Origin of the sequence: Streptomyces rugosispiralis (assembly GCF_024505145.1) — a bacterium.
Taxonomy (GTDB): domain Bacteria; phylum Actinomycetota; class Actinomycetes; order Streptomycetales; family Streptomycetaceae; genus Streptomyces; species Streptomyces rugosispiralis.
The window spans coordinates 61,458-80,049 of sequence record NZ_JANIAA010000020.1 but is presented as its reverse complement, the minus strand read 5'-3'; the positions used below and the strand labels follow the sequence as shown (position 1 = coordinate 80,049).

The window sequence follows — 18,592 nt, the reverse complement described above, 5'->3', positions numbered from 1 at the left end:
GGCTCGGGCTGTGGCCGCATCGGCGGGCCCGGAAGGGGGCCTGCCGCGGCGGTCAGCGCACAGCATGCCGGAGATCATGACCGACCGACATGTGACCTGCGTCAAAGAACCGACCCTTCGTTCGGTGACGGCGGGCGTACGCTACCGCGATCCCCTCCCCGAATTGAGTGGTTTTGGGGGAACGCCTCGCACAGGCGTTGCCGACCGATGTTGGTCATCGGGTCGTGCCATGCGGGATAATGAAGGGGAAGCAACGTGTTCGATGCCGGTGACACCTGGGTTGTCGGCTGCGATGAGCTGGTTTCAGGAAGGGGAACGAGCATGGCGGCCATGAAGCCGCGGACGGGCGACGGCCCGCTCGAGGTGACCAAGGAGGGGCGGGGCATCGTCATGCGCGTTCCGCTCGAAGGCGGCGGTCGGCTCGTCGTCGAGCTGACACCGGACGAGGCCGACGCCCTCGGCGACGCCCTGAAGAAGGTTGTCGGCTGACGGCTTGCGGCCCACCATCACCCGCGCGCTGCCCCGGCGGCCGGTACGTCAGGTACCGACCGCCGGGGCAGCGCTCGTAGGGGGTTCCGCCGGAGTCGTCGGACGGCCGCTCCCGGCCGTTCGGACCGGTCCGGTCGGCCCCCCCCCGGTTCCGGTCGTGAGGATTCAGCCCCGTCCGGCCGTGAGGATTCAGCCCGCCCCACCATGAGGATTCGGCCCCGTCCGGCCGTGAGGATTCAGCCCCGCCCCACCATGAGGATTCGGCCCCGCCCGGCCGGGGGATTCAGCCCCGCTTGACCGCGCAGAGCAGGCCGTCGCCGACCGGCAGCAGGGACGACTGGAGCACGGTGGACTCCCGTACGGTCCGCAGCAGCTCGCGCACCCGCAGCACCTCCGTGGGCTGGGCCGCGGAGTCCACGGTCCGCCCGTTGGTGAAGACCCCCTCGAAGCAGACCAGCCCGCCCGGCCGCAGCAGCCGCAACGATTCGGCGAGGTAGTCCAGGCACTCCAGCCGGTCGCCGTCGCAGAAGACCAGGTCGTATCCGCCGTCGGCCAGCCGGGGCAGCACGTCGAGGGCGCGGCCGGGGATGAAGCGTGCCCGGTTCCCGGTGAACCCGGCCGCGCGGAACGCCTGCCGGGCGAACTGCTGCATCTCCGGTTCGGTGTCCACGGTGGTCAGCACGCCGTCGGGGCGCATTCCGCGTAGCAGATGGATCCCGGAGACGCCCGTCCCGGTGCCGATCTCGGCGACGACCTTGGCGTCGGCGGTGGCAGCGAGCAGCCGCAGCGCGGCGCCGGTGCCCGCGGACACCGAGCGCAGCCCTGCTTCCCGGGCCCGGTCACGGGCCCAGTGAAGGGCTTCGTCCTCGGCGACGAACGCGTCGGCGAACGCCCAGCTCGTCTGCCGGTTGCCGGTAATGACCCTCTCCTGTCCCCGTAGTTGGCGCAACGGTGACTGTATCCGCTGCGCACGGGAACCCGCAGATGGGACCAGGCGTTGTAGAAGCCGGGGGGACCGTATGGATCACGACCAAATGCAGGTCAAAAATGCTTATCCGGAGCTAACGGGCGAGGTGGATATGGTAGGGGCTCTACTGGACACCACCAGAGCCGACAGGGGAGGTGCGGCTGCGGCCGGTGACCGGAGAGTGCTGAAGCGCTTTCGCAGGTCAGTGGGCGAGCCGAAATCCGTGACCAACACCGCTGATCGTTCTCACCCCCGTAACCCGAAGGGCACGGGAGGTGCGCCGGCCGCCGAGTCCGCCACCACCGCGACCTTCGCCACGGATGCGGACGCGGCATGGACGCCTCCCACCTGGGAGGAGATCGTCAGCACGCACAGCGCACGGGTCTACCGCCTCGCCTATCGGCTCACCGGTAACCAGCACGATGCCGAGGATCTCACCCAGGAAGTGTTCGTCCGCGTCTTCCGCTCGCTGTCGACGTACACCCCGGGCACCTTCGAGGGCTGGCTGCACCGCATCACCACCAATCTCTTCCTCGACATGGTCCGCCGTCGGCAGCGCATCCGCTTCGACGCGCTCGGCGAGGACGCGGCGGAGCGGCTCCCCAGCCGCGAGCCCTCTCCCCAGCAGCACTTCAACGACACCCACTTCGACGCGGATGTGCAGCAGGCGCTGGACACCCTCGCCCCGGAGTTCCGCGCCGCCGTGGTGCTCTGTGACATCGAGGGGCTGTCGTACGAGGAGATCGCGGCCACCCTGGGCGTCAAGCTGGGCACCGTGCGCAGCCGCATCCACCGCGGCCGCTCGCATCTGCGCAAGGCGCTGCAGCACCGTGCCCCCGCGGCGCGGACCGGACAGCAGCAAGAGGTCGCCGCGGTGGCGCCGCGTGTCACGGCCCCCCGGCTGAGCGGGGAGGTCGGAATCGCGTGACCCGATCAGGCGGTCCGTCCCCCGCCGAGCAGCATCTCGGCGACCGCCTTGCGGCTCTGGTCGACGGTGAGCTGGGGCATGACGCGCGCGAGCGCGTCCTCGCCCATCTCGCCACCTGCTGCAAGTGCAAGGCGGAGGCCGATGCTCAGCGTCGGCTGAAAAACGTGTTCGCCCAGACGGCGCCCCCGGCACCGTCGGAGGGCTTTCTGGCCCGTCTCCAGGGCCTGCCGGCCGCGGGCGGCGATGACGGTATGGGTGGCTCCCCCTTCGGGGGCTCGGGCGTCTTCGGCCCGCGCGACCTGCGCGTCGGGTCGCGGGACGTGCGCGAGGTGCACGATGTGCGGGAGCCGGAGGAGAGACGGGAGCGGGCGTTCGCCTTCGTGCCCACGATGCCCCCGGGCACCGCGATCGCGCCGGCGGCGTCGGCCCGTGCCTCACGTCAGCGCGGCTTCCGGATCCATGAGGTCGAGCGCCCCGCCCCGCGCCGCAGGTTCGCCTTCGCGGCGGCCGGAGCGGTCTCCCTGGCGGCCTTCGCGCTCGGCGCGGCCCTGCCGCTGGACGCGGCGGTCGGCCCCCCGGGCAATTCGGCCGACGGCGCCGACGCCCCGGTCTCCCCGGTGGGCACCGACACCGCCGTGAACGCGGGCGTTCGGGAGCGCACCCGCCAGGAGGTGGGCCTGCTGGCCACCACGGACACCAGCACGGGCGCCTCGTCCCCGACGGCCACCCCGTACCCGCCGTCCCTGCGCCAGCCCGTGGCGGCGCTGAATCCGCTGATACAGCCGATTCTCTCGGTCACGGAGCTGCTGCGGACGTCGAACTCCACGCCCCCGGCCCCCCGGCCCACCCAGCTGGAGATCCCGTCCGGGCCCGCCTCGGGCGCCTCGCCGTACCTCGGGGTCAGCGCTCCCCCGAAGTAGCGCGGAAGCGGTACGACGGCGGTACGACGGCGATCACGGCGGCCCGTCTCCGGCCGCCTGTGTCTTTGCCGATCATGACAAGGTCTTTTCGTCCGCCCTGCGCAAGCGCCGACGGACCTGATTGAATCGCCTCCGGGCAGCGCGACCCGGAGGCGGCGATGTATGCCCCGGACGGGTGCGGTCCCTGCCTGTCTGCGGGAACTTGGGGAGATCATGGACGAGCCGACGGCCCCTGGGCCCAAGCCGAAGCCGAAGTGGTGGAGCCGCCCGGCCGCCGCGCGACCCGGCGACCGGCCGAACGAGGCGGCGGAGGGCGCCGAGGAGCGTACGGAGGCGGCCGCCGCGCCGATGGCGCCGGAGCCGGTGGACGCCCCCGTGGAGGGCCCGGCGCCCGAGGCGCCCGAGGAGCCGGCGCCCCGGCCGTTGCACGAGCCCGACCCGTACAGCACCCCGCCCTACGGCGGCCCGGGGCCGTGGGCCCCGGCCCCGCCCGTTCAGCACCCGGTGGCCACCCCCGCGCAGGGCACCCACCTCCCGCCCGGAATGGCCCAGGCGCCGCCCCAGGCGCCCGGGATGACCCCGCCCCACGGCACCACCGTGCCGCCTGCCGCGGGGCCCGTACCGGGCCAGGGCGCGCCTCCGCCCATCCCACAGCACCCCGGGATGACCCCGCCGCACGGCACACCGCCGCCTCCGGGCCCCGGAGAGCCCCACCAGAGCCACCAGGGCGCCCCCATGGCCCCGCCCGCCCAGGGCGTCCAGTGGGGCGGCTACGACCCCTGGACCGTGGTTCCGCCGCCGGCCGGGCGGGAGCGCGAGCGGAAGACCGTCTCCCGCCGCGGCGCCTGGGTCGCCGTGCTGCTGATCGCCCTGGTCGCGGGGTGCCTCGGCGGCGGTATCGGCGCCTACGCGGAGCGGGACCGGGCCTCCGGGGGCGTCGACGTGAAGCTGCCGCAGGCCCCGGTCGAGAAGGAGGCCAGGTCCCCGGGCAGCGTCGCCGGGATCGCCGCCAGGTCGCTGCCCGGCGTGGTGACCATCCATGTGCGCGGCAGCGCGGAGGAGGGCACCGGCACCGGCTTCGTCCTCGACAAGCAGGGCCACATCCTCACCAACAACCACGTCGTCCAGCCCGCCGGCACGGACGGCGACATATCGGTGACCTTCAACAGCGGCCAGGACGCCAAGGCCGAGGTGATCGGCCGCGACACCGGCTACGACCTCGCGGTGATCAAGGTCGACCGCGTCTCCGGGCTCACCCCGCTGCCGCTGGGCAACTCCGACTCCGTGCGCGTCGGCGACCCCGTCGTGGCCATCGGCGCCCCCTTCGACCTGGCGGGCACGGTCACCTCCGGGATCATCAGCGCCAAGGAGCGCCCCATCACCGCGGGCGGCGAGAAGGAGGACGGCAGCGACGTCAGCTATGTCGACGCGCTGCAGACCGACGCCCCGATCAACCCGGGCAACTCCGGCGGCCCCCTGGTCGACCGCAAGGCGCGGGTCATCGGGATCAACAGCGCGATCCGGGCGGCCGACGACGGCTCGGGCCTCGGCGGCGGCCAGGGCGGCAGCATCGGCCTGGGCTTCGCCATCCCGATCAACCAGGGCAAGCGGGTCGCCGAGGAGCTGATCAACACCGGGAAGGCCACCCATCCGGTCATCGGCGTCACCCTCGACATGGGCTACACGGGCGACGGCGCCCGGGTGAACACCAAGGGCGCCGGCGGTGGCGCGCCGGTCACCGCGGGCGGCCCCGGCGACAAGGCGGGGATCGAGCCCGGTGACGTGATCACGGAGGTGGACGGCGTACGGGTGCACAGCGGCCAGGAGTTGATCGTGAAGATCCGCAGCCACCGCCCCGGGGACCGGCTCGGCCTCACCATCAGGCGCGACGGCAAGGAGCGCGCCGCGGAGCTGACCCTGGGCTCGGCGAGCAGCGGCTGACGCCCGTTGTTGGCCCGGCCGTCTCCCGCGCCGACCCCACCGCCAGGTACGGTATTGAGTGGCCCAGGCCGGGGCCCAGACGTCTTGAGGAGCTGCAAGGTGTTGGACATAGGACCTCTCGAGCTTGTCGCGCTCGTTGTCCTTGCGGTGCTCATCTTCGGCCCGGACAAGCTCCCGAAGGTGATTCGGGACGTGACGCAGTTCATCCGGAAGATCCGGGAGTTCTCCGACAGTGCCAAGGAGGACATCCGCTCGGAGCTGGGGCCGGAGTTCAAGGACTTCGAGTTCGAGGACCTCAACCCCAAGACGTTCGTGCGCAAGCACGTGCTGGACTCCGATGAGCTGGGCCTGAAGGAGATCCGTAACGGCTTCGACCTCCGCAAGGAGATGGCGGAGGTCGCCGACGCGGTGCACGGCCGGGAGAGTGACCCGCCGCAGGGCTCTTCAGGGGCTTCCGGCACCGCCCCGCTGTCGCTGTCCAAGGACGACTCCAGCACGCCTGACCTGCTGCGCAAGCGTGAGGAGCCGAAGCGCGATGAGCGTCCGCCTTTCGACTCCGACGCCACTTGATCCCCCCGTATGCCCGGCCTGGTTGACCCGTATGGCTATCCTCCCTTTGTCCGGGGTGAGGGTCGCCCGAGGGGGGCGGGCCGCCCACGACGCAGGGCACACGAGGAGGCCGCGCGCACATGGAGACCACGGGTCGGCTAGGGGAACGAGGGGTGGCAGCGGCCGCGCAGGGGATGCCCGCCGACGCCCGGCGGAGCGTCGACGGCTATCTGATGGCCGCCTTCCCCTGGTACGGGCTTGACGAGGCGTTCACCGGTCCCCGCTGGCTGCTGCAGGTGGGTGCGGCCGCGGACGGCATCGTCGAGTACGGCTCGACCGGCCATGGCGAGGAGCCGTCCCTGAAGGTCGAGACCGATATGGACCAGCAGCACTTCACGGTCGTCGTCACCGTCGCCAGCCGCCCGGGGCGGGACAGCGCCGACGGCACCGGCAAGCTGGAGGCCACCACGGTCTCCTCGGCCGCCTGGCTGGCCGGCTCCGGCCTGTTGTCGTGCACCTGGCCGACCCGGATGGAGCGGGCGCTGCGCCAGGACTGGCTGGACCAGCAGACCGCGATCGCCTGGGAGCTGGCGGACGACCTGGAGGGCGAGAGCTGGTCGCAGCTGTCGCTCCCGGTGGACGGGGTGCCGACCGACTTCCACTACCGCGAGTCGGAGTACGGCTGGGTGCTGGCCGGTACGGCCAACGAGGACGTGCACATCGGGGCGTACGGGCGCGGGATGAGCGCCTACGGCCTGGGCTTCGCCGTCGTGAAGGACATCGCCCGCTACGACGGGCAGGACGGGTAGGGCCGCACAGGGCTGAGGGGCGGTTTCCCCGGGAAACCGCCCCTCAGCCCTGTGTCACGAGCGCGTCGGCCGTGGCCTTACGAGCGCGTCAGCCGCAGACCGCGTCCGCGGTCGTGTCCGCGACCGCGTCCGCTCAGAACTTGTTGCGCGGGGTGACGCCCAGCGACATGCCCGCGAGGCCGCGCTGACGGCCGCCGATCTTGCCCGCGATCGCCTTGAGCGCGCTGCCCGCGGGGGAGTCGGGGTCGGTGAGCACGACCGGCTTGCCCTCGTCGCCGCCCTCGCGCAGCCGTACGTCGATCGGGATGGCGCCGAGGACCGGCACCGTCGTGCCGGTGGTCCGGCTGAGCCCGTCGGCGACCATCTGGCCACCGCCGGTGCCGAAGACGTCGACCATCTCGTCGCAGTGCGGGCAGGGCAGCCCGGACATGTTCTCCACCACGCCGACGATCTTCTGATGGGTCTGGACGGCGATGGCGCCGGCCCGCTCGGCGACCTCGGCCGCGGCCTGCTGCGGCGTGGTCACCACCAGGATCTCGGCGTTGGGCACCAGCTGCGCGACGGAGATCGCGATGTCGCCGGTGCCCGGGGGGAGGTCGAGCAGCAGCACGTCGAGGTCGCCCCAGTAGACATCGGCCAGGAACTGCTGGAGCGCGCGGTGCAGCATCGGCCCGCGCCAGACCACCGGGGCGTTCCCGGGGGTGAACATCCCGATCGAGATCACCTTCACGCCGTTCGCCGACGGCGGCATGATCATGTTCTCCACCTGGGTGGGCCGTCCGTCGGCGCCCAGCATGCGGGGCACCGAGTGGCCGTAGATGTCGGCGTCCACCACGCCGACCTTGAGCCCGTCCGCGGCCAGCGCGGCGGCCAGGTTGACCGTCACCGAGGACTTGCCGACGCCGCCCTTACCGGAGGCCACCGCGTACACCCGGGTCAGCGAGCCGGGCTTGGCGAACGGCACCTCGCGTTCGGCCTGGCCGCCGCGCAGCGAGGCGGCCAGCTCACGCCGCTGCTCGTCGCTCATCACCTCGAGGTCGACCGTGACTCCGGTCACACCCTCGACCCCGGCGACCGCCGTCCGCACGTTGCTGGTGATCGTGTCCCGCATCGGACAGCCGGAGACCGTGAGGTAGACCACCACGGCGACCGAGCCATCCGCCGCGATCTCGACGGATTTGACCATGCCGAGTTCGGTGATCGGCTTGTGGATCTCCGGGTCGTTGACCGTCGCGAGCGCGGCGCGTACCGCGTCTTCGCTCGGCGCTGGGAGGGTGTCGGTAGCCATACGGAGATGGTACGGCGCCGTGGGCGGGGCGCGGGCTGCCGTCAGCGGTCGGGTTCCTCACTCGACCGGGGTTCGCCGTGGCCGCCCGGCCGCGGGGCGCTCCGGCCGCCGTCCGGCCCCTGGCGCAGGTCCGCCAGCTGGTCGCGGAGCCAGTCGCGGGTGGCCACCTCGCCCAGGCCGGTCCGCAGCGCCGCGATCTCCCGGGTGAGGAACTCGGTGTCGGCGATGGACCGTTCGTTCTGCTTGCGGTCCTGTTCCAGATTGACCCGGTCGCGGTCGGCCTGCCGGTACTGGGCCAGCAGGATCAGCGGGGCCGAGTACGACGCCTGGAGCGAGAGCATCAGCGTCAGGAAGATGAACGGGAACGGGTCGAACCGCAGCCGCGGCGGCGCCAGGATGTTCCAGAGCAGCCATAAGGTCACGAAGGCCGTCATCCAGGCGATGAACCGCCCGGTGCCCAGGAAGCGCGCGATCCGCTCCGACGCCTTGCCGAACGCCTCGGGGTCCCAGCGCGGCAGCGGGCTGCGGCGCCGCGCCTTGGGCCGGTCCAGACGGCCGCCGTCACTGTCCATCGGCGGCCTCCGGCAGGGCCATCCCGCCGTGCAGTTCGCGCTCCCGCCAGTCGGACGGCAGCAGATGGTCCAGGACGTCGTCGACCGTGACCGCGCCGAGCAGCGAGCCGGTCTCGTCCACGACGGGCGCCGCGAGCAGGTTGTACGTGGCCAGATGGCCGGCGACGACGGGCAGCGGAGTGTCCGGCGGCAGCGTCGGCAGATCGGAGTCGACGGCCGCGCCGACGAGAGTGAACGGCGGGTCGCGCAGCAGCCGTTGGAAGTGGATGATGCCCAGATAGCGCCCGGTGGGCGTCTGGTCGGGCGGGCGGCAGACATAGACCTGGGCGGCGAGCGCGGGGGTCAGGTCCTGGTCGCGCACCCGGGCGAGCGCGTCCGCGACGGTGGCGTCCGGGCGCAGCACGATCGGCTCGGTCGTCATCAGACCGCCCGCCGACCCCTCCTCGTACGACATCAGCCGCCGCATGTCCGCGGCGTCCCGGGGGCGCATCAGGTCCAGCAGCCGCTCCTTCTCGGGCTCGGGGAGTTCGGAGAGCAGATCGGCCGCGTCATCGGGGTCCATGGCCTCCAGGACGTCGGCCGCGCGCTCCTCCTTGAGCTTGCCGAGGATCTCCACCTGGTCGTCGTCGGGCAGCTCCTCCAGGACGTCCGCGAGCCGCTCGTCGTCCAGGGCGGCCGCCACCTCGCCCCGGCGCTTGGCGGACAGATGGTGCAGCACATTGGCCAGGTCGGCGGGGCGCAGCTGCTCGAAGGTGGCCAGCAGGTTCTCCGCGCCCTGCCCCTGCTCCTCCAGTGAGAAGCCGGTGACCGACGACCAGTCCACGGTCAGCGCCTCGCCGCGGCGGCCCAGCGCGCGGGTCCTGCCGCGGCGGACGTAGACCTTGTCGACCTCCCACTCCCGGCGCGCGGGCAGCTGGCTCATCGACACGTCCAGGACCGTCACCGTCTCACCGGTCTCGACCAGCCGCACGGTGCGGTCGAGCAGTTCGCCGAGGACGAGGGTCTCGGTGGGGCGCTGTTCGAAGCGGCGCATGTTGAGCACACCGGTGGTGATGACCTGGCCGGACTCCACACCGGTCACCCGGGTCATGGGCAGGAAGATCCGGCGGCGGCCGATCACCTCGACCACCAGACCGAGCACCCGCGGCGGGCGGCCGGCCAGCCGCAGCATCGCCACGAGATCGCGCACCCGCCCCACCTGGTCGCCGTTCGGATCGAAGACGGCGACGCCCGCGAGATGCGAGACGAAGACCCGGGGGGTGCCTGCCGGCATGCCCTGCCTCCCCTCGTCCATGGGGCTCTCTTGTCAGGTTTCGCGGTCATTCAAGGCGATGATCCGCTCTTCACCGGTTTCAGGCTAACGTGCCCGCACCTGCCCTGCCGCCGGGCGAAGGCACCGCGGCACCCTGCGGACACCGCGGGACGGCACCGGTACGCTGCCCTACTGCACCGGCATCAGGAGGCAGAGCGGACGTGCGCACCCGGAACAGGGCTGTCGTTGCGGCGATGTGCGCGGGGTTGGCCGCCACGCTCGCCGCGTGTGGCGGCGGCGGGGAGAAGGATCCCGACGCGGGGACGAACGGCGTGGGAAAGCTCCCCGCCACGAAGATCGAGAGCAAGGCCCGTCAGGCGGCCGGTAGCGCGAGTTCGGTGCGCCTCTCCGGCAACCTCGTCACCAGCGGAGCCACCTACAAGCTGGACATGCGGCTCAACGCCGACGGCGGCACGGGCCAGGTCTCCTCCAAGGGCTCCAGCTTCGAACTGCTGCGCGTCGGCAAGGAGCTCTATCTCAAGGCCGACGCGGGCTTCTGGTCGCACGACGGCGAGAGTGGCGGCGGCGGAGTGGGCGACGCGGCCGGCAAGCTGGACAACAAGTATGTGAAGGTCCCCTCCGGCGATCCCTCCTACCAGCGGCTCAGCGGTTTCACCGATATGAAGCTGCTGCTCGACGGGTTGCTCGGACTGCACGGAAAGATCGCCACGGGCGACCACGGGCAGGTGGACGGCGTGCGGACGATCACCATCAGCGGCGGTAAGGCCGGTGAGGGCGGTTCGCTCGACGTCTCGCTGGAGGGAAGGCCGTATCCGCTACGGCTGCAGCGGGCGGGCGGCGCGGGGGTGATCCGGCTCGCGGACTGGAACAAGGGCTTCGAGCTCACCGCCCCGGAGAAGGGCCATGTGCTCGACTACGGGCAGCAGATCCCGGAGACGCCGTAGCCGATCCCGACGCCCCGCACGGGACGCGTCCTCACGGGTCGTCGGACAGCCTGGACGCGTCCTTACGGTCGTCGGCCCGCTGGGGTGCGTCCTTACCGGGCGTCAGCTCGCTACGACGCGTCCTTACGGGCGTCACGGGCCCGCTTCTTGCGGCGGGCCAGCAGCTTGGGGAGCGCCGCCGGGATCGGGCGGCGGGTGATCGCGGGGGACGGCAGCGGGGTGGCCGCCAGGGAGCCGGTGGGGTGCTCGGCGAGCGCCCCGGGCGTGGGCTCCAGCCGCAGCACCCGGCATTCACGGGCCCAGCGCTCCGCGATGTGGTCGGCGTCCGCCGCGTTCAGCCGCTTGCCCTTGAGCTCGTCGACCGCCGCGGTCCACGCCTCGCCGCCCGGGGCCAGTTCGGCCACTCGCGCGGGCCAGCTCACCAGGCGCCCGCCCTTGTCCTTGCTGCGCACGGTCACGGTGGCGCCGCCGCCGTCGGCGAGCCCGAGGCCCTTGAGGGGCTGCTCGTCGGGCCCGTCCCCGACGAGACAGACCGCGCCCTCGTGCCAGACGTGCCACAGGGCGCGCGGGGCACCCTCGGTGCCCTGGACCCAGATGAGGGCGGACTTCTTGGCCGCCTCCTCGACAAGGGCGCGGTCCATCGGCGTCTGCGTCATGCCGACAGCCTAGGCCAGTCCCGTACCCGTCCCAGCCCGTGAAATGACAGTTCCGTCTCATGGTCACGCGCCTTACCCTGGCGCCGTGCCGACCGCCCGTGCCGCCCGTGCCTCAGCCCCCACCGCCACGCCCACCGCACCCGGTGACGGTGGCCGCTTCCGCAGCGGTCCTGTGGATGTCGTGCTCCTTACGGTCGCCATCGCCGGGGTCTCGCTCTCCGCGCCGCTGGCCGCCGCGACGGTGGCGCCCGCGCTCGCCATCGCCTTCTGGCGCAACGCCATGGCGGTGGGCGCGCTCACCCCGTTCGCCCTCTGGCGCCACCGGGGCGAGCTGCGCGCGATGGGCCGCCGGACGGTGCTGCTGTCGGCCGGGGCGGGGGCGCTGCTCGCGGTGCACTTCGGGGCCTGGCTGCCGAGCCTGCACATGACCTCCGTGGCCTCCTCGACCGCGCTGGTGACCACGACCCCCATCTGGACGGCGCTGCTGCTGCGGCTGCGCGGCCACCGCCCGCCCACGCTCGCCTGGCTCGGCATGGGGCTGGCGATCCTCGGTGTGGTGATCCTCACCGGGGTCGACCTGTCCGCCTCCCCGCGCGCCCTGCTGGGCGACGGGCTCGCGCTGCTGGGCGGGGTCGCGGCGGCCGGGTACGTGCTGCTCGGGGCGGAGGTGCGCCGTTCGGTGAGCACCACCGCGTACGCCTACGTCTGCTACACCACCACCAGCGTGCTCCTGCTGCTGACCTGCCTGGTGGCGGGCGCGGAGCTGGGCGGCTACAGCGGCACCACCTGGCTGCGGCTGGCCGCGCTGACGGTCACCGCGCAACTGCTGGGGCACACCCTCATCAACCGGGTGGTCAAGGGCCTCGGCCCGTCCGTCACCTCGACCGCGATCCTGCTGGAGACGCCGGGGGCGGCCCTGATCGCGGCCCTGTGGCTGGGCCAGATGCCGCCCGTGGCCGCCTACCCGGCGCTCGCGGTGATCCTCGCCGGTCTCGCGCTGGTCATCATGGCGGACGGGAAGGGCACGGCAGACGAGCCCGGCTGATGCCGGACGAACCTGGCTGAGGTCGGACGAACACCGGCTGATGCCGGACGACCCCGCCTGACGATGGCCCGTCCGCCGTCCGGCCCTACAGCCAGCCGTTGCGCTTGAAGCCCCGGTGGATCGCGAAGCAGATGCCCACCGTCACCACGAGCACGGTCGGGTAGCCGAACTTCCAGCGCAGCTCCGGCATGTAGTCGAAGTTCATGCCGTAGATCCCCGCGATCATCGTCGGCACGGCGAAGATCGCCGCCCAGGACGTGATCTTCCGCATGTCCTCGTTCTGCGCCACCGTGGCCTGCGCCAGATTGGCCTGGAGGATCGAGTTCAGCAGGTCGTCGAAGGCCAGCACCTGCTCGCTGACCCGCGCCAGATGGTCCGCGACATCGCGGAAGTACTTCTGGATGTCCGGGTCCACCAGCCGCATCGGACGCTCGCTCAGCAGCTGCATCGGCCGCAGCAGCGGCGACACGGCCCGCTTGAACTCCAGGACCTCGCGCTTGAGCTGGTAGATCCGGCCCGCGTCGCCGCCCCGCCGGGAGGTCGCGGCGGAGAAGACGTCGATCTCGACCTCGTCGATATCGTCCTGGACCGCGTCGGCCACCGCGAGATAGCCGTCGACCACCTGGTCGGCGATGGCGTGCAGCACCGCCGAGGGGCCCTTGGCGAGCAGCTCGGGGTCCTGCTGGAGCCGGTGGCGCAGGGCGCGCAGCGAGCCCTGGCCGCCGTGCCGCACGGTCACGATGAAGTTCCGGCCGGTGAAGCACATCACCTCGCCGGTCTCCACGACCTCGCTGGTCGAGGTGAGTTCGACGTGCTCCACGTAGTGGATGGTCTTGAAGACGGTGAAGAGGGTGTCGTCGTACCGCTCCAGCTTGGGCCGCTGGTGCGCCTGCACCGCGTCCTCGACCGCCAGCGGGTGCAGCCCGAACTCCTGGGCGATCCCCGCGAACTCGCGCTCGGTCGGCTCGTGCAGTCCGATCCAGGCGAACCCGCCCTCCTCGCGAACCCGCTCCATGGCCTTCGCCGGGCTCACGTGTTCGCTGACCCGCTTGCCGTCGCGGTAGACCCCGCAGTCGACCACGGCGCTGGTGACCGACGGGTCACGCGTCGCGTCGTAGTCACTGGCGGTACGGGAACGGCGCAGGGCGGGGCGAACGGCTGCGCGCAGGTCACGGATCATCGACATGACGGGCTCCTTCACGGGCCGGCCGTCAGCGGCGGGCGCGCGGCGCAGCGCGGCGCCCGGAAGGTGGACGTACGACATCCCGTGCCCGTACGTCCGCAAAGCGGGCGGCGCTCCGTGCGATGGCGCTGACGGAAGGTTCTTCGGAACTGAACAAAGCGGTACGAAGGCGCTCTACCGTCAGATGCCCTGGATGCGAGTGGGCTTCGCGTGTTTCACCGCCCAGCGGCGGGGTACGGAAGGCTCAGATCATGAAGTCGCATACCAAGGGGAAACGACGGGAGAACTGTCGGTACTGCACGGTCGACTAGGATCCACCGCAGCCCCACCTCCTCCGGCCGGTCCCTCGTGAGGGACGATCTGTAACTCCCTGGGCAAGGATTAAGGCTATCAGTCGGCAGAACCGTTACGTCGCCGCTTTGCCTGTTCGATACGCGATCTATGCTCACCGCATGTCAGACGTTCTTCAGCTGGTCGAGGCCCGGTTGATCACCGCGCTGGGCGAGCCGGACGCCCGCGCCGCCGTCACTTTCGTCGGTACGGACCGCATCGAGGTGCTGCGATTCCGCGATGAGAGCGATGTGATCCGCTACGCCACGCTCGGCATGTCGGACCATCCGATGACCAGCCCGACCGCCGCCGTCGCCGACCCGCTGCGCGGGCCGCGCGCCGAGTTGGTGCTGACCGTAAGGACGGGCGGTTCCGGCCCCGACTCCTCCGTCCTCGACGAGGTGCTCCGCCCGCTCGCCGTGCTGGCCGCCTCGCCCCAGGTCGAGGGGGTCGTGGTGACTCCCGGCGCGTCGCTGGACCTCGGCGGGCCGCTGTGGCCCGGGGCACCCTTCAGCTCCGTCCTGGTCGCCGAACCGGGTGGCCTGGTCGAGGACTTGGAGCTGCTGGAGCCCATGGAGCCGGTGCGCTTCCTGCCGATGCTGCCGATGACCACGAACGAGGCGGCCTGGAAGCGGGTGCACGGCGCCGGCGCCCTCCAGGACCGCTGGCTGCGGCACGGCACGGATCTGCGCGACCCGGCGCGGTCCGGGGTGCCGTTGTCGGGCTGACGCTCTTACGGTCTGATTCCCGGGTGCGGGGTCGTACGGGAACCACGGCGGGGTCGTACGAGAACCGCGGCGGGGTCGTACGGGGGCCGTACGGGAACTGGTGCGGGAAGTGACCTCCGGACGGGTGATCGTCCTTGACGCGGCGACGACCGGGGAGGACCGTGGGGCCCTATGAGGGGCGAACCCAGTTGCCCGAAGTGCGGTGGCCGGGTGCGAGCGCCCGGTCTCTTCGCCGACTCCTGGCAGTGCGGCGTGCACGGCACGGTGCACCCCCTCCAGCCGGTCGTCCCGCCGAGCGTCGAAGCACTCGTGGTCGTCACCAACCGCGCCCGGGTGCCCGTATGGATGCCGTGGCCGCTGCCCGTGGGCTGGCTGTTCACCGGTGTGGCCTGCGCCGGGGACGACCGCAGCGGCGGCCGCGCCACCACCGTGGCCTGCTCGGGCCCCGGGCCGCTGGGCGGCCCGGGTGAGCTGCTGCTGATCGCCGAGGAACTGGGCGTCGGCCTCGGCGCGCGTTTCGCGGGCCTCCCGGGGCCCGACCCGGGGCCGGGGATGCGGGTGGACAAACCGCCGCACGTCAAGGTGCTGGCCGCCGGACGGCCCACCCCGCTGTGGCATGTCGAGGGCACCCCGGACGACCGCGCGGTCTTCGCGGGCGAGGCGTGCGGGCTGTGGCTGTGGGCGGTCGTCTGGCCCGAGCAGACCGGGCTGCTGATGTACGACGAGATGGTGCTCACCGATCTGCGGGACGCCGGGGCCGAGGTGGACCTGGTGCCCTGCGGGGCGCTCTCCCCGAGGCTGCTCTCGCCCTGAGCCCCTCCGCTCCTGGCCCTCGCCGTACCGGTAGGTCATGCCGCTCCTGGCCCTCGCCGTACCGGTAGGTCATGCACAGGTCAGGCCCCGGGCCGACCCGGCAGGTGCCGGCGTGGTTATGCTGGGGCGTCCCCTCGATCCATCCCGAACGCAGCTTGGAGCCCGTGCCGTGCGCATCGATCTGCACACCCACTCCACTGCGTCGGACGGTACGGACACCCCCGCCGAGCTGGTACGGAACGCCGCCGCCCAGGGTCTGGACGTCGTCGCGCTCACCGATCACGACACCGTCGGCGGCTATGAGGAGGCGACGAAGGCGCTGCCCTCCGGGCTGACCCTGGTCACCGGCGCCGAGCTGTCCTGCCGCCTCAACGGGGTCAGCCTGCACATGCTGGCGTACCTCTTCGACCCGGCGGAACCCGAGCTGGCGCGCGAGCGCGAGCTGGTGCGCGACGACCGGGTGCCGCGGGCCCGTGCGATGGTCGCGAAGCTGCGCGAGCTGGACGTGCCGATCACCTGGGACCGGGTGGCGGAGATCGCCGGGGACGGGGCCGTCGGACGGCCGCACGTCGCCACCGCGCTGGTCGAGCTGGGCGTCGTGGCGAGCGTCTCGGACGCCTTCACCCAGGACTGGCTGGCCGACGGCGGCCGGGCGCATGTGGAGAAGCACGAGCTGGACCCCTTCGACGCGATCCGGCTGATCAAGGGCGCCGGCGGGGTCGCGGTCTTCGCGCATCCGCTGGCCGTCAAGCGCGGCCAGTGCGTCCCGGAGAGCGCGATCGGCGAGCTGGCGGCGGCGGGCCTCGACGGTATCGAAGTCGACCATATGGACCACACCGAGGACATCCGCGCCCGGCTGCGCGGTCTCGCCGCCGAGCTCGGCCTGCTCACCACCGGCTCCAGCGACTATCACGGCAGCCGTAAGACCTGTCGGCTCGGCGAGTACACGACCGATCCCGAGATCTACGGGGAGATCGTGCGCCGGGCGACCGGGGCCTTCCCGGTGCCGGGCGCGGGCGGCTGAGCCCCCGCCTTCACGCTGCTCCGCGTTCACTCCGTCTTCCCGCCGATTCCCTTACCGTCTCAGCACCGCACCGCTGCTCGTTCCCGCAAGGCCATTCACCGTGTTCGACGTCGCCGTCTTCGGCTCCCTCTTCCTCACCCTGTTCGTGATCATGGACCCGCCGGGCATCACGCCCATCTTCCTCGCCCTGACCTCGGGCCGCCCCGCCAAGGTCCAGCGCAAGATGGCGGGCCAGGCGGCGGCCGTCGCCTTCAGCGTCATCGCCGTCTTCGGCATCGGGGGTCAGCAGATCCTCGACTATCTGCATGTCTCGGTCCCCGCGCTGATGATCGCGGGCGGGCTGCTGCTCCTGCTGATCGCGCTCGATCTGCTCACCGGTAAGAACGACGAGCCGACCCAGACCAAGGACGTCAACGTCGCGCTCGTGCCGCTCGGCATGCCGCTGCTGGCCGGGCCGGGCGCGATCGTCTCGGTGATCCTCGCCGTCCAGCACGCGCGCGGGATCGGCGATCAGGTGGCGGTGTGGACCGCGATCGCGGCCATGCACGTCGTGCTGTGGGTCACCATGCGCTATTCGCTGCTGATCATCCGCGTGATCAAGGAAGGGGGAGTGGTGCTGGTCACCCGGCTGTCCGGCATGATGCTCTCCGCCATCGCGGTCCAGCAGATCATCAACGGCGTCATCCAGGTGGCCCACACCGCCTGACACGCACGAGCGCCCCCGTACCGTCTGTACGGGGGCGCTCGACTCTCTGTGCTGCTGGGAGGGCCTTACGGCACTACCGGGCGGCGGTGTCGGCTGGACGGATGTAGATGCGCTGGCCGATTGCGGCGGCCTGCTGCACGATCCGGTTGACGGAGGCGGCGTCCACGACGGTGCTTTCGATGGCGGTGCCATCGACGTCGTCCAGGCGCATGATCTCGAAGCGCAAGGCTTCTCCCTTCGTCTGATCCTCCTGAAGGAGAACTGATGTGTACGGAGTCGCGCAGCGTCGCTGCCGCGCCCTCCTGTACGTGTTCAACCAGAGGGTCCCCCGAAAACATTCCCTACGCTAATAAAAATTTTTCGCAGCCTAAGTATCCGCTGGTAGCCGGGGCAGGGTCCGGTTGTGCCCCTCACGGAGCCGCCCGGAGAATGAACCGCGTATGAGTGAAACCATGCCTCCGGGCCAACAAGATCTCGCCTCGATCGTCGCGGGCATCGAGCGCACGAACGAGCTGCTCCAGCGCGTACTCGCCGAGGTCGCGACCACGCCCTCGACTCACGCGATCTTCGTGGACGCGGGGTATGTCTACGCGGCCGCCGGGCGGCTGGTCGCGGGCACGGAGGACCGCCGGGCGTTCGAGCTGGACGCCGAAGGGATCATCGAGGCGTTCATCGACAAGGCGCGCACGATCTTCCCGGACAGCAGGCTGCTGCGCGTCTACTGGTTCGACGGCGCCCGGCGCCGGATCCACACCGCGGAGCAGCAGAGCATCGCCGAGCTGCCCGACGTCAAGGTCCGGCTCGGCAACCTCAACGCCAACAACCAGCAGAAGGGCGTCGACTCGCTCATCCGCTCCGACCTGGAGTCCCTCGCCCGCCACCGCGCCATCGGCGACGCGGTGCTGATCGGCGGCGACGAGGACCTGGTCTCCGCCGTCGAGGCGGCCCAGGGCTACGGGGCGCGCGTCCACCTCTGGGGCATCGAGGCCCTCGACGGGCGCAACCAGGCCGAGCCGCTGCTGTGGGAGGTCGACAGCCAGCGCACCTTCGACCTCGACTTCTGCAAGCCGTACGTCACCCGGCGGGCCACCGGCTACGAGCCGAACGGCGACGCGCCCCTGTGCGGGCCCGCCCCGACCCGGGACGAGGTGCGGTTCGTCGGGGCGCAGATCGCCGCCCAGTGGCTGTCCTCACGCGGCCGTGAGACCCTCGCCGAGCTGCTGCCGGGCCATCCGTATCTGCCCGGCTCCGTGGACCAGGAGCTGCTGATCGACGCGGAGGGGCTGCTGCGGCTCTCGCTGCGCGCCCACGCCGATCTGCGGCGGGCCCTGCGGGACGGCTTCTGGGAGCATCTGCAGGCGCAGTACTGAGCCCGCGGGATTTCTGGGCGGGCCTTGGGCTCAGCCGACGTCTTCGTACCTGGTAGC

Annotated in this window: 20 protein-coding genes; 13 read left to right on the top strand and 7 right to left on the bottom strand. The window is 71.7% G+C overall.

Going from position 1 to position 18,592, the window contains the following annotated elements; translation table 11 throughout:
• Positions 1-321: 321 nt before the first annotated feature.
• Complete coding sequence (locus NP777_RS26660; protein ID WP_003966491.1) at positions 322-489, top strand: DUF3117 domain-containing protein; 168 nt, start codon at positions 322-324, stop codon at positions 487-489.
• Positions 490-772: 283 nt separating this feature from the next.
• Here NP777_RS26660 and NP777_RS26655 read toward each other — a convergent pair whose 3' ends face one another.
• Positions 773-1,438, bottom strand: coding sequence for an O-methyltransferase (locus NP777_RS26655; protein ID WP_137979415.1), 666 nt, complete (start codon positions 1,436-1,438; stop codon positions 773-775).
• Between the two features lie 130 nt (positions 1,439-1,568).
• Between NP777_RS26655 and sigE the strand changes: the two genes are divergently transcribed.
• The 5 genes from sigE to NP777_RS26630 all read left to right on the top strand — a co-directional run bounded on the left by sigE (position 1,569) and on the right by NP777_RS26630 (position 6,603).
• A complete protein-coding gene (gene sigE / locus NP777_RS26650) occupies positions 1,569-2,384 on the top strand; it encodes an RNA polymerase sigma factor SigE (RefSeq protein WP_256652724.1) in 816 nt (271 codons plus the stop codon).
• Positions 2,381-3,304 carry an anti-sigma factor family protein gene (locus NP777_RS26645; RefSeq protein ID WP_256652723.1) on the top strand — a complete coding sequence of 308 codons (924 nt, stop codon included), beginning with the start codon at positions 2,381-2,383 and terminating at the stop codon, positions 3,302-3,304. The genes sigE and NP777_RS26645 overlap by 4 nt, the downstream gene beginning before the upstream one ends.
• 213 nt (positions 3,305-3,517) lie before the next feature.
• Positions 3,518-5,245 carry a S1C family serine protease gene (locus NP777_RS26640; protein WP_256652722.1) on the top strand — a complete coding sequence of 576 codons (1,728 nt, stop codon included), beginning with the start codon at positions 3,518-3,520 and terminating at the stop codon, positions 5,243-5,245.
• Positions 5,246-5,344: 99 nt separating this feature from the next.
• A complete protein-coding gene (locus NP777_RS26635) occupies positions 5,345-5,815 on the top strand; it encodes a sec-independent translocase (RefSeq protein WP_256652721.1) in 471 nt (156 codons plus the stop codon).
• A gap of 119 nt (positions 5,816-5,934) precedes the next feature.
• Entirely contained in the window at positions 5,935-6,603 is a 669-nt protein-coding gene (locus NP777_RS26630) for a hypothetical protein (protein WP_256652720.1), read from the top strand.
• Positions 6,604-6,736: 133 nt separating this feature from the next.
• On the opposite strand, the gene NP777_RS26625 is transcribed toward NP777_RS26630, so the two are convergent.
• From NP777_RS26625 to NP777_RS26615, 3 genes are read right to left on the bottom strand one after another with little or no spacing between them, the layout of a single operon-like run.
• On the bottom strand, positions 6,737-7,891 hold the full coding sequence (locus tag NP777_RS26625) for an Mrp/NBP35 family ATP-binding protein (RefSeq protein WP_256652719.1): 1,155 nt from the start codon (positions 7,889-7,891) through the stop codon (positions 6,737-6,739).
• Positions 7,892-7,932: 41 nt separating this feature from the next.
• A complete protein-coding gene (locus NP777_RS26620; protein ID WP_256652718.1) occupies positions 7,933-8,463 on the bottom strand; it encodes a DUF1003 domain-containing protein in 531 nt (176 codons plus the stop codon).
• Positions 8,453-9,736, bottom strand: a complete 1,284-nt coding sequence (locus NP777_RS26615; RefSeq protein WP_256652717.1) for a magnesium transporter MgtE N-terminal domain-containing protein — start codon at positions 9,734-9,736, stop codon at positions 8,453-8,455. Before NP777_RS26615 ends, NP777_RS26620 begins: the two co-directional genes overlap by 11 nt.
• Before the next feature lie 200 nt (positions 9,737-9,936).
• On the opposite strand from NP777_RS26615, the gene NP777_RS26610 reads away from it, so the two are divergent.
• On the top strand, positions 9,937-10,680 hold the full coding sequence (locus NP777_RS26610) for a hypothetical protein (protein WP_256652716.1): 744 nt from the start codon (positions 9,937-9,939) through the stop codon (positions 10,678-10,680).
• A gap of 110 nt (positions 10,681-10,790) precedes the next feature.
• Here the strand turns inward: NP777_RS26610 and NP777_RS26605 are convergent, their stop codons facing one another.
• Positions 10,791-11,336 (bottom strand): hypothetical protein, encoded by a 546-nt coding sequence (locus NP777_RS26605; RefSeq protein ID WP_256652715.1) that lies wholly within the window; start codon positions 11,334-11,336, stop codon positions 10,791-10,793.
• Positions 11,337-11,379: 43 nt separating this feature from the next.
• Between NP777_RS26605 and NP777_RS26600 the strand changes: the two genes are divergently transcribed.
• Positions 11,380-12,381 (top strand): DMT family transporter, encoded by a 1,002-nt coding sequence (locus tag NP777_RS26600; protein WP_305890155.1) that lies wholly within the window; start codon positions 11,380-11,382, stop codon positions 12,379-12,381.
• 85 nt (positions 12,382-12,466) lie between these two features.
• Here NP777_RS26600 and corA read toward each other — a convergent pair whose 3' ends face one another.
• Positions 12,467-13,567: a magnesium/cobalt transporter CorA gene (gene corA, locus NP777_RS26595; RefSeq protein ID WP_256652713.1), complete on the bottom strand. Its 1,101-nt coding sequence runs from the start codon at positions 13,565-13,567 to the stop codon at positions 12,467-12,469.
• A gap of 449 nt (positions 13,568-14,016) precedes the next feature.
• On the opposite strand from corA, the gene NP777_RS26590 reads away from it, so the two are divergent.
• From NP777_RS26590 to NP777_RS26575, 4 genes are all read left to right on the top strand, one after another.
• Positions 14,017-14,622, top strand: a complete 606-nt coding sequence (locus NP777_RS26590; protein WP_256652712.1) for a suppressor of fused domain protein — start codon at positions 14,017-14,019, stop codon at positions 14,620-14,622.
• A 171-nt stretch (positions 14,623-14,793) separates the two neighbouring features.
• Complete coding sequence (locus tag NP777_RS26585; RefSeq protein ID WP_256652711.1) at positions 14,794-15,435, top strand: DUF6758 family protein; 642 nt, start codon at positions 14,794-14,796, stop codon at positions 15,433-15,435.
• Positions 15,436-15,604: 169 nt separating this feature from the next.
• Positions 15,605-16,459, top strand: a complete 855-nt coding sequence (locus NP777_RS26580; protein WP_256652710.1) for a PHP domain-containing protein — start codon at positions 15,605-15,607, stop codon at positions 16,457-16,459.
• A 100-nt stretch (positions 16,460-16,559) separates the two neighbouring features.
• Positions 16,560-17,165: a MarC family protein gene (locus NP777_RS26575; RefSeq protein ID WP_256652709.1), complete on the top strand. Its 606-nt coding sequence runs from the start codon at positions 16,560-16,562 to the stop codon at positions 17,163-17,165.
• Positions 17,166-17,238: 73 nt separating this feature from the next.
• On the opposite strand, the gene NP777_RS26570 is transcribed toward NP777_RS26575, so the two are convergent.
• Entirely contained in the window at positions 17,239-17,391 is a 153-nt protein-coding gene (locus NP777_RS26570) for a hypothetical protein (RefSeq protein ID WP_256652708.1), read from the bottom strand.
• 214 nt (positions 17,392-17,605) lie between these two features.
• On the opposite strand from NP777_RS26570, the gene NP777_RS26565 reads away from it, so the two are divergent.
• A complete protein-coding gene (locus tag NP777_RS26565; protein ID WP_256652707.1) occupies positions 17,606-18,535 on the top strand; it encodes an NYN domain-containing protein in 930 nt (309 codons plus the stop codon).
• The last annotated feature ends 57 nt before the right edge of the window (positions 18,536-18,592 follow it).